7 protein-coding genes are annotated in these 8,727 nt (G+C 68.8%); 1 reads left to right on the top strand and 6 read right to left on the bottom strand.

From position 1 onward, the window contains the following. Positions 1-27: 27 nt before the first annotated feature. Genes NE2_RS04335 through NE2_RS04360 form a run of 6 tightly spaced genes read right to left on the bottom strand, consistent with a single transcriptional unit; the run spans position 28 to position 6,944 of the window. Positions 28-2,730, bottom strand: coding sequence for a fumarate reductase/succinate dehydrogenase flavoprotein subunit (locus NE2_RS04335; RefSeq protein WP_063024034.1), 2,703 nt, complete (start codon positions 2,728-2,730; stop codon positions 28-30). Between the two features lie 35 nt (positions 2,731-2,765). Then, complete coding sequence (locus tag NE2_RS04340; protein ID WP_063024036.1) at positions 2,766-3,521, bottom strand: ABC transporter ATP-binding protein; 756 nt, start codon at positions 3,519-3,521, stop codon at positions 2,766-2,768. Beyond that, entirely contained in the window at positions 3,518-4,399 is an 882-nt protein-coding gene (locus NE2_RS04345) for an ABC transporter permease (protein WP_063024043.1), read from the bottom strand. Before NE2_RS04345 ends, NE2_RS04340 begins: the two co-directional genes overlap by 4 nt. Continuing rightward, positions 4,396-5,823, bottom strand: a complete 1,428-nt coding sequence (locus NE2_RS04350) for an ABC transporter substrate-binding protein (RefSeq protein ID WP_063024045.1) — start codon at positions 5,821-5,823, stop codon at positions 4,396-4,398. The genes NE2_RS04345 and NE2_RS04350 overlap by 4 nt, the downstream gene beginning before the upstream one ends. Positions 5,824-5,878: 55 nt before the next feature. Continuing rightward, positions 5,879-6,106, bottom strand: a complete 228-nt coding sequence (locus NE2_RS04355) for a 4Fe-4S dicluster domain-containing protein (RefSeq protein WP_030516520.1) — start codon at positions 6,104-6,106, stop codon at positions 5,879-5,881. Further along, complete coding sequence (locus NE2_RS04360; protein WP_084493793.1) at positions 6,081-6,944, bottom strand: GntR family transcriptional regulator; 864 nt, start codon at positions 6,942-6,944, stop codon at positions 6,081-6,083. Before NE2_RS04360 ends, NE2_RS04355 begins: the two co-directional genes overlap by 26 nt. Positions 6,945-7,418: 474 nt before the next feature. On the opposite strand from NE2_RS04360, the gene NE2_RS04365 reads away from it, so the two are divergent. After that, on the top strand, positions 7,419-8,699 hold the full coding sequence (locus tag NE2_RS04365; protein WP_063024047.1) for an ROK family protein: 1,281 nt from the start codon (positions 7,419-7,421) through the stop codon (positions 8,697-8,699). The last annotated feature ends 28 nt before the right edge of the window (positions 8,700-8,727 follow it).

Raw genomic sequence — 8,727 nt, forward strand, 5'->3', positions numbered from 1 at the left:
CGGCGCGACGAATCGCTGCCCTCCGCCTCACGCCGCCTCCAGGGTGCGGCGGGCGTAGGCGCGGACGTCGGCGTCGGTATCCGCGAGTACCACCCGGAGGGCGGTTCGGACGGCCGCGTGGTCGGGCCAATGCGAGAGGGTCAGGACGGCGGCTTTGCGGACGTCCGGATGAGGGTCGGTCAGGGCGGATTCCAGCGCCTCGGACGCGGCGTGCGGGCCCAGTCCGGCCCAGCCGCGGGCGCCGCCTTCGCGGACCTGCCATGCCGAATCCTCCAGCGCCGCGGTCAGAATCGCCGCATCGGACGAATCGCCGAGTCGCGCCAGGGCGGCGAGGGCGGCGGCGCGGACCAGGGGATCGCGGTCGCCGACCAGCGCGCGGATCGTGTCGGCGCCGCCGGCGCCGACCTCGGCCAGGCCGCGGGCGACGGCCACCCGGACCTCCCGGTTCTCGTCGAATGCGGCGGCGGTGAGGGCCGACCAGTCGTCGAGGGAGACCAGGGCGCGCACACCTTCGATGCGCACGCGGTGGTCGCTGTCCACCACGGCCTTGCCGAACAGGTCCGCCGAGCCGCGGCGCTGGGCGCGCAGCAGATCCACCACCGCGGCTCGCACCAGCGGGTCGGGCGATTCGGCGTGTGCGGTCAATTGCTCTGCTGGCGGCAGGATTTCGATCAGCTCGCGCAGGCCGGAGACGGCCGCGGCGCGAACGCCGGCGTCGTGGTCGCCGAGCGCGGCGATCAGGGCATCGGCGAATCCGTCCGGAGTGCCCTCGGTCAGCACCGAGAGCGCGGTGGCTCGCACCCGGGGGTCGCTGTCGTCCAGATAGTCACGCAGCTCGGCGACGGCCGGGCCGTCCAGCCCGAGCAGGAGCGCGATCCGGGGTGCGGCGGAGTCGTCGGCGGGGACGGGGATCGTGATTCCGGGACGGGGTGCGGCGCCGGTCGCCGATGCTCCGGTCCGGGGTGGGCCGGCGATCAGTTCCGGCTGCGCCACCGCGACCGGCTCGAGCTCGGCGCGCGGCAGATCCTCCCATTCCGGCACCGGCACGAAATACGGGGCGACCGGGCGCTTCAGGAATTCCATCTCGCCGTCGGCGCCCTTGCGCAGGTTCAGGTGGTAGCGCCACTCCTCGTCGTTGCGTTCGGGCAGGTCGGCGCGGTCGTGGTACAGACCCCACCGCGATTCGGTGCGGGTCAGCGAGGACCGGGCCGCCATCTCGGCGCAGTCGCGGATGAAATCGACCTCGGCGCACCGCATCAGCTGGTGCGGGGTGTCCGCGCCCATCTCGGCGATCTCCTGCCGCATCCGCTCGAAGGTCTCCACCGCCAGCGACAGTTTGGTCTGCGTCTTCGGCGGTGCGACGTAGTCGTTGACGAAACGACGCAACTTGTATTCGACCTGCTGCTGCGGCGGGCCGTCGGGATGGCGCAGCGGACGGTAGATCAGCTCGTGCGCCGCGGCCAGCTGATCGTCCGGAAGAGTCTGCGGCGCAGGCACTTCCGTAAGCGTCGACGACGCGTGCTCGCCCGCCAGATCCCCGTAGACGAACGCGCCGATCATGTAGTTGTGCGGTACGCACGCGAGATCGCCCGCCGCGTACAACCCCGGGGCCGTGGTGCGCGCGTGTTCGTCCACCCACACTCCGGAGGCGGAATGCCCACTGCACAAACCGATTTCGGAGATGTGCATCTCGATGTCGTGGGTGCGGTAGTCGTGGCCGCGGTTGGCGTGGAAGGTGCCCCGGGTGGGCCGCTCGGTGGTGTGCAGGATGCCCTCGAGCGCGTCGAGCGTCTCCTCGGGCAGGTGCGAGACCTTCAGATAGATGGGCCCGCGCGCGGACTCGATCTCCCGCTTCACCTCCGCCATCATCTGCCCGGACCAGTAGTCCGAGTCGACGAAACGCTCACCGGCGGCGTTCACCTGATATCCGCCGAACGGGTTCGCGACATAGGCGCAGGCCGGCCCGTTGTAGTCCTTGATCAGCGGATTGATCTGGAAGCATTCGATACCCGACAACTCCGCGCCGGCGTGATACGCCATCGCGTACCCGTCGCCGGCGTTGGTCGGATTCTCGTAGGTGCCGTACAGATAACCCGACGCCGGCAGCCCGAGCCGGCCGCACGGTCCGGTCGCCAGGATCACCGCCTTCGCGCCGACCGCCACGAACTCCCCGGTCCGGGTGTTGAGCGCGGCCGCACCGACCGCGCGACCGCCGTCGGTGAGGACCCGCACCGGCATGAGCCGGTTCTCGATCCGGATCCGTTCCCGCATCTTGCGTTGCCGCAGGACGCGGTAGAGCGCCTTCTTGACGTCCTTGCCCTCCGGCATCGGCAGCACATAGGAGCCCGAGCGGTGCACGCGGCGCACGGCGTACTCGCCGTAGGCGTCCTTCTCGAACTTCACGCCGTAGCGTTCCAGCCGCTGCACCATGGCGAAACCGCGGGTCGCGGTCTGATACACCGTGCGCTGGTCGACGATTCCGTCGTTCGCGCGGGTGATCTCGGCGACGTAGTTCTCCGGCTCCGCCTTACCCGGGATGACGGCGTTGTTCACGCCGTCCATGCCCATGGCCAGCGCGCCGGAGTGACGCACGTGCGCCTTCTCCAGCAGCAGCACGTTCGCGCCGTTCTCCGCGGCGGTGAGCGCGGCCATGGTGCCGGCGGTTCCGCCGCCGATCACCAGCACATCGCAGTCCAGGCGCACGGTGTCGGACAGCTCGGGAATCTTCATCAGCGCACTCCAGGGAGGTGAATAGTCGGGGCGGCTCAGGCAGCGGCCGACCGCGGCGAACGATCGAGAGCGGCAAGGATTTCGGCACGCTCGGCACTGCGATCGACGTCCTTGCCGCGCGGGTTCGGCACCGCGATCAGCGAATGCAGGGCCCGGTCGGTGCCGCCGAGCACCGCGACCCGGTCCCCGATAGTCAGCGCCTCGTCCACGTCGTGGGTGACGAAGACGACCGTGGTGGGATGGGTCTGCCAGGTTTGAATCAGAAGTCGTTGCATGGTGATTCGCGTCGGAGTGTCCAGAGCACCGAACGGCTCGTCCATCAGTACCGCGCGCGGCGCCCCGGCCAGCCCGCGCGCGAGTTGTACGCGCTGGCGCATACCGCCCGACAGGCTCTTGGGCAGATAGTCGCCGAAACCGGTGAGCCCGACCTCCTCGATCCAGCGCTCGGCCTGCGCTCGACGGGTAGCCCGCGGCTCCCCGCGCAGCTTCAACGCCAGTTCGATATTGGAACGCACAGTGCGCCAGGGCAGCAGCGCATTGTCCTGAAACACCATCGCCCGATCGCGGGAGGGCCCGGTGATCTTGTCGCCGTCCGCGAGCGCGTGTCCGGAGCGGGGCGGCAGCAGGCCGGCCAGGGCGCGCAGCACCGTGGACTTCCCGCAGCCGGACGGTCCGGTCAGGACGAGGATCTCGCCCGCGCGGATATCGAGTGTCAGCCCGTCCAGCACAGGTGCGCCACCGTAGCGAAGGTCCACCTGATCGAGTCGCAAGCCCATTGCGGTCGAGCTCATTTCGTCACCTCTCCGGCACGTGGCAGCCAGCGGGTGGCGCGCCGTCCCAGCAATTCGATGGCCGCCGAGGTGGCGAAGCCCAGCACGCCGATGGTGATGATGCCGACGAACACACCGGGATAGTCGACGATCGTGTATGCCTGCCAGGTGCGGTAGCCGACGCCGAGGCGCCCGGAGATCATTTCGGCCGAAACCACACAGATCCACGCCACGCCGATCCCGACCGACAGCCCGCTGAACACGCCCGGCAGGCTGCCCGGCAACACCACCCGCACCAGGACGTCCCAGCGGTTACCGCCCAGCGTGCGCACCGATTCCTCCCAGATGGTCGGCAGTGCCCGCACCGCGTGCCGGGTGCTTACCATGATCGGGAAGTAGGCGGCGAGGAAGGTGATGAACACGATGCCGGCCTCGTCGGTGGGAAACAGCAGGATGGCCACCGGCACGATCGCGACCGCCGGAATCGGGCGGGCCAACTCGGTCAGCGGTCCGAAGATGTCGGCGAACCAGCGTGAACGCCCCGGCGCCACCCCGGTCGCGACACCGATCACCGCGGCCAGCCCGAAGCCGCTGAGAATGCGGATCAATGATTGGCCGAGGTCCAGCCAGAAGGTGTCGGTCTGCACCTGCACCCGCAGCCGGTGCAGGATCTGGGTGACCGTCGGCAGCGTATCGAAGCGGACCCACAGCCGAATATGGTTGGCGGTCAGCACTTGCCAGGCGATCAGCGCGACGACGATGGAGGCCACCCGAACCAGCCGCGAGCCCCACAACCCTGCGGTGCCGTGGTGTCCGGCGGCCGCCGCGGGCGCAGTGGTTTCCCGTGCCGTGGTGATGTCCGCAGCGCTGGCGTCGACCGGGATGGTGGTGGCGCTCACGACCGCACCTCACCGATGGCCTGGTCGTAACTCACCGCGACCGCACCGGGGTGGCGGGCCTGATACCGCTGCACCGCGCCGGGGGTGATGAAGGGCAGGTAGGTATCGCCCTCGCGCACCCACTGCGCCTTGTCCGCGAACCAGCGAGTGCCGAGTTCCGCATCCGGCACGTAGGCGGCGCGGATCTTCTTCCCCTGCGCCCGTGCGGCTTTCACCGCGCGCAGCAGGTCGATGGGGTTGCCCGCGGGCTGTGCGGCAGCCTGGCCGTCGAACCAGATCTCGCCGGCGAGGGCCGCATCGGAGACCGATTTACCGGTGCTCGGATCGGTGCCCGTGATCGGCGCGGGATTGGCGAAGTTCGCCACGGCCGCATCGTAATTCGCACCGCGTTCGGCGAAGGCCTTCCGCAACGGGGCATCGTCGACGAATGTGTCGATATCGAAATCGGCGAAGTCGCCGATCGACTTCAGATACGGAACATCCCCCTTGAACGCCTGGACGAGCTGCGGCTTCAGGGGCGTGTCGAACGAGGTTCCCCCGGGTCCGTTGTAGAGGTAGACGACCTCCGCCGGCAGTCCGGAGTTGTCAGCGACCAGCTGCGCGGCTTCGAGCGGTTTCGCGTGCAGGAAATCGGTGGCGTCAAGTTGCGCCTGCAGGAATGCATCGAGCACCTCGGGATGGGATTTCGAATAATCACGACGTGCCACCACACCGTGGAATGTCGGCACGTTCAACTCGGCGCCATCGTAGAGCAGCTTGGCCTTGTCCTGGAAAACGAGCAGGCCGGGCCAAGCCACGAATTGCGAAAGCGCCTGCACCTGACCGGATTCCAATGCGGACGCGCCGATCTGCGGCTGCTGGTTGAGCACGTCCACACCGTGCGCGGGGTCGATGTTCGCGCGGCTCAGGGCCTGGCGCAGAGTGCCGTCACCGGCGGAGCCGACGCTCGCGGACACCTTCTTGCCCGCCAGATCCGACAGCGACGTCGCCGTCGAATTCGGCGCGGTGACAACCATATTCAGGGAACCCCGTGGCTGGTAACCGGTGATCGAGACCAACTCGGTGGCCGAACGCTCACTGGCGGAGGTTCGGGAACCGTTGATCAGCAGGGGGTAATCGCCCATCGAACCGATATCGATCTTCTCCGCGATCATCTGCGCGGTGATCGGCGCGCCGGTGTCGTAGTCCTGCCATTCGACCTGATATTTCGGCCCGCCCTTCGCGGTCAGGTCGTTCAGGCGCTTCTCCAGGAAACCCCTGGCGCGCAGCAGCGTTCCGGCGGTGACGGTATTGATGGTCTTGGACTGATAGCCGACGACCACCCGGACGGTGTCCCCGGATCCGGTCTGCTCGAGCGAGCATCCGGCGGCCAGGGTGGCGATCAGGGCGGCGGCGGCCAGTATGCGGGCACGACGGTACTTCATGGTTTTTCCTCGAAATCGGGCCGAGGGCGGCCACTGAAAGATTCCGCTGCGCGATTCAGCGCAGCAGATACGGCATATTGACGGTGACGGCGCCGGTGGGACAGCGCGCCGCGCACGGCCCGCAGTACCAGCACTCGTCGACGTGCATGAACGCCTTGCCGTTGTCCGGATTGATCGCCAGCGAATCGAGCGGGCAGATCTCCACACACAGCGTGCACCCCTCGATGCACAGCGATTCGTCGATGGTTACCGGGACATCAGCCCGCTGATTGACCGACGCCATGGCGGCTCAGCCTCCAATCGTTGCTTTCCGTGGTGCGAATCAGGCTGTCGCGCAGAGTGATCCGATCGCCACGCATGCGTATGTACTCGAGATCCACCGGTCGCCCGTCGGCGAGATAGGTGAGACGTTCCAGCAGCAGCAGTGCGCTGCCCTCGGGAGCCTGCAGGGTGGCGGCGCTGTGGATGTCGGCGGTGATGGCCTCCACCGCCAGATCGGCCGAACCGAGCGACTGGCCGCTGATCTGTTCGATGAGTCCGAAGATGTCCTCCGACCGCAGATCGCAGTCGAGTACCTTTTCGCCGATGTCCGGGGCCAGATATGTGTGGTCCAGGCTGAGGGGCAGATCACCCAGGTAGCGCAGCCGCTCCAGGTAGACCGCGGATTCGCCGGGTTCCAGGCCGAGCCGGTTGGCAACCGCGGGCGGTGGCGTGAGGCGCACCGCCGCGCGCACCTCGTTGCGCACCTCGCCGTGCCCGCGCAGCGTTTCCTTCAGGCCGCGCAGGCTGTCCAGTCCGTGATCGTATTTGCGTTGCGCCACATAGGTTCCCACTCGCGGGACCCGGCCGATGAGGCCCTCGTCGCGCAGCAGTGCCAGTGCCTCGCGCACCGCGTTGCGGGAGACGGCGAATTCCGCGGCGAGTTCGGATTCGGTGGGCAGCGGGTCGGAGCACTGGCCGGTGTGGATCTGCTGGCGCAGCACATCGGCCACCTGCCGGGCCCGATCCGCCTTGCGGATGGTGCGGGCGCCGGCGGCGGCCGTCGTCGTCTCCGCCCCGGATGCCGGGTGGTCGGCAGCGGACCCGTGCTGCTGACGCAGGGGTACCGGATCGGCTGTCATCTCCACCTCCTCACGCTTGTGACCTGCGGTTTCCGAGCGTAACGGCGGGGCCCGGGCGGGAGTGCCCGGCCGCGCCGGCGGCGCCTGCCGGGCGTGCGGTTATCCGCCGCCCGCCCGAGCGGCGGACCTGCTGAAATCCGGGCGATCGAAGGTAATGCGCCACCTGCGGCGATGCGGGCCCGCATTCGAATCAGTGTGAGCGCAATATGTGCCGTGACCGTTCGCTGGCGCGGCGCGGAATCGGGGTGTTACCGTTTTACACATGTCCACCAGCCGTTCGAACCGCGCACGGGTCACCTATGTGACCGTGGCGCTCGGTGTGCGGCTGCCGCGGCAGCGGGAACTGTGTTGTTCCCGGCCGCGCAGCTGAGACCGCTCCAGTCGTCCGTCTGTCGACCCTTTTCGGGCCCTTCTCGCTGCCTTGTTGCCGATGTAGTCGTCTCTTCACGAGACTTTCGACAAGGACTTCGCCCCATGACGAGCCCCATCCTCGAACGACAGTCTTCCCCTTCTCGTCCGCGGCCGGTACGCAGTGTGCCGCGGCCGGTGGTGCCGCCGGAATTGCGGATCACCGACAACCCGGCGGCCGCTGTCCTGCGTGCCGCCACCCGCGGACCCATCTTCCGCGACAACGCCGCTCAGACAACTGGTTTGAGCATCGCGACCGTGAATCGTCAAGTGTCGGCGCTACTTTCGTCCGGACTGCTGCGAGAGCGCGCCGACCTCACCGCATCCGGTGCGGTCGGACGCCCGCGCGTGCCGTTCGAGGTCGATACCGACCGCTTCGCCACGCTGGGCATCCATATCGGTGCGAATCTCACCCGGATCGTGGCCGCCGATCTGTCCGGCCGCATCCTCGGCGGGTTGGAGATCGCCACCCCGCAGGCCGCGCAGGAGGCGGCCATCACCATCATCGCGCGCAGCGCCAAGGCCTTCCTGGACCGATTACCGCGGCGGCGGCCGTTGTGGGTCGGTGTGGCGCTGGCCGGACGGGTCGATCCCGTCGCCGGCGTCGTGGATCATCCCCGCCTGGATTGGCAGTCGGCGCCGGTCGGCCCGCTCTTCGCCACCGTGCTGGACCTGCCGGTTTCGGTCGCCGCCCACGTGGAGGCGATGGCCGCGGCCGAACTGCTGCTCACCACCGGTGCGCCGGATCGTTCCGGCGCCCAGGACCGGCCCGGCAGCAGCCTCTACATCTACGGCCGGGAGACAGTCGGTGTCGCGGTCACGCTGCACGATCGCGTCTATACCCCGGCGAACGGCCCGGGTTCGATCGCGCATCTGCCGACCGGATCCGACATCGATTGCTCGTGCGGCCGGCGGGGCTGCTTGGAGGCCACGGTCGGCGAGGCGGCCGTGCTGGCTCGCGCCGTCCGCGCCGGCATCGTGCCGAAGCGGGAGGCGCCGCGGAAACCGGTGATCGCCGAGCTGTACCGTGCCGCCGAACAGGGTTCCGCCCCGGCTCGCGACATGCTGTTCGAGCGGGCCGAAATCCTCGGCAACACTGCGGCTCTGGTGCGCGACATGTTCAATCCCGATCGGGTGGTGCTGGGTGGACAGGCCTTCACCGGTTACCGGCCGGGACTCGAACGAGTCGTGCAGGCCTTCGGTCGCGCCACCACTCTCGCCCCGGCGGATCTGCGGATCAGCCGATTCGGCGGGCGGGTTCAGGAGCATGCCGCGGCCGTCACCTCACTCAGCGTCTGCTACGCCGATCCGCTGTCGGCGCTGCGCCGGGCCACGCGCTCGCGCTGAGGACCCGGGCGCTCGCGCTGAGGACCGG

Origin of the sequence: Nocardia elegans NBRC 108235, assembly GCF_001612845.1 — a bacterium.
In the GTDB taxonomy this organism is placed as follows: Bacteria; Actinomycetota; Actinomycetes; order Mycobacteriales; family Mycobacteriaceae; genus Nocardia; species Nocardia nova.

What these genes read in the sequence shown, in the direction of transcription:
- NE2_RS04365 (WP_063024047.1), top strand. Translation starts at nt 7,419, where the DNA reads ATGACGAGCCCCATCCTCGAACGACAGTCTTCCCCTTCTCGTCCGCGG.
- NE2_RS04350 (WP_063024045.1), bottom strand. Translation starts at nt 5,823, where the DNA reads ATGAAGTACCGTCGTGCCCGCATACTGGCCGCCGCCGCCCTGATCGCC.
- NE2_RS04355 (WP_030516520.1), bottom strand. Translation starts at nt 6,106, where the DNA reads ATGGCGTCGGTCAATCAGCGGGCTGATGTCCCGGTAACCATCGACGAA.
- NE2_RS04335 (WP_063024034.1), bottom strand. Translation starts at nt 2,730, where the DNA reads ATGAAGATTCCCGAGCTGTCCGACACCGTGCGCCTGGACTGCGATGTG.
- NE2_RS04340 (WP_063024036.1), bottom strand. Translation starts at nt 3,521, where the DNA reads ATGAGCTCGACCGCAATGGGCTTGCGACTCGATCAGGTGGACCTTCGC.
- NE2_RS04360 (WP_084493793.1), bottom strand. Translation starts at nt 6,944, where the DNA reads ATGACAGCCGATCCGGTACCCCTGCGTCAGCAGCACGGGTCCGCTGCC.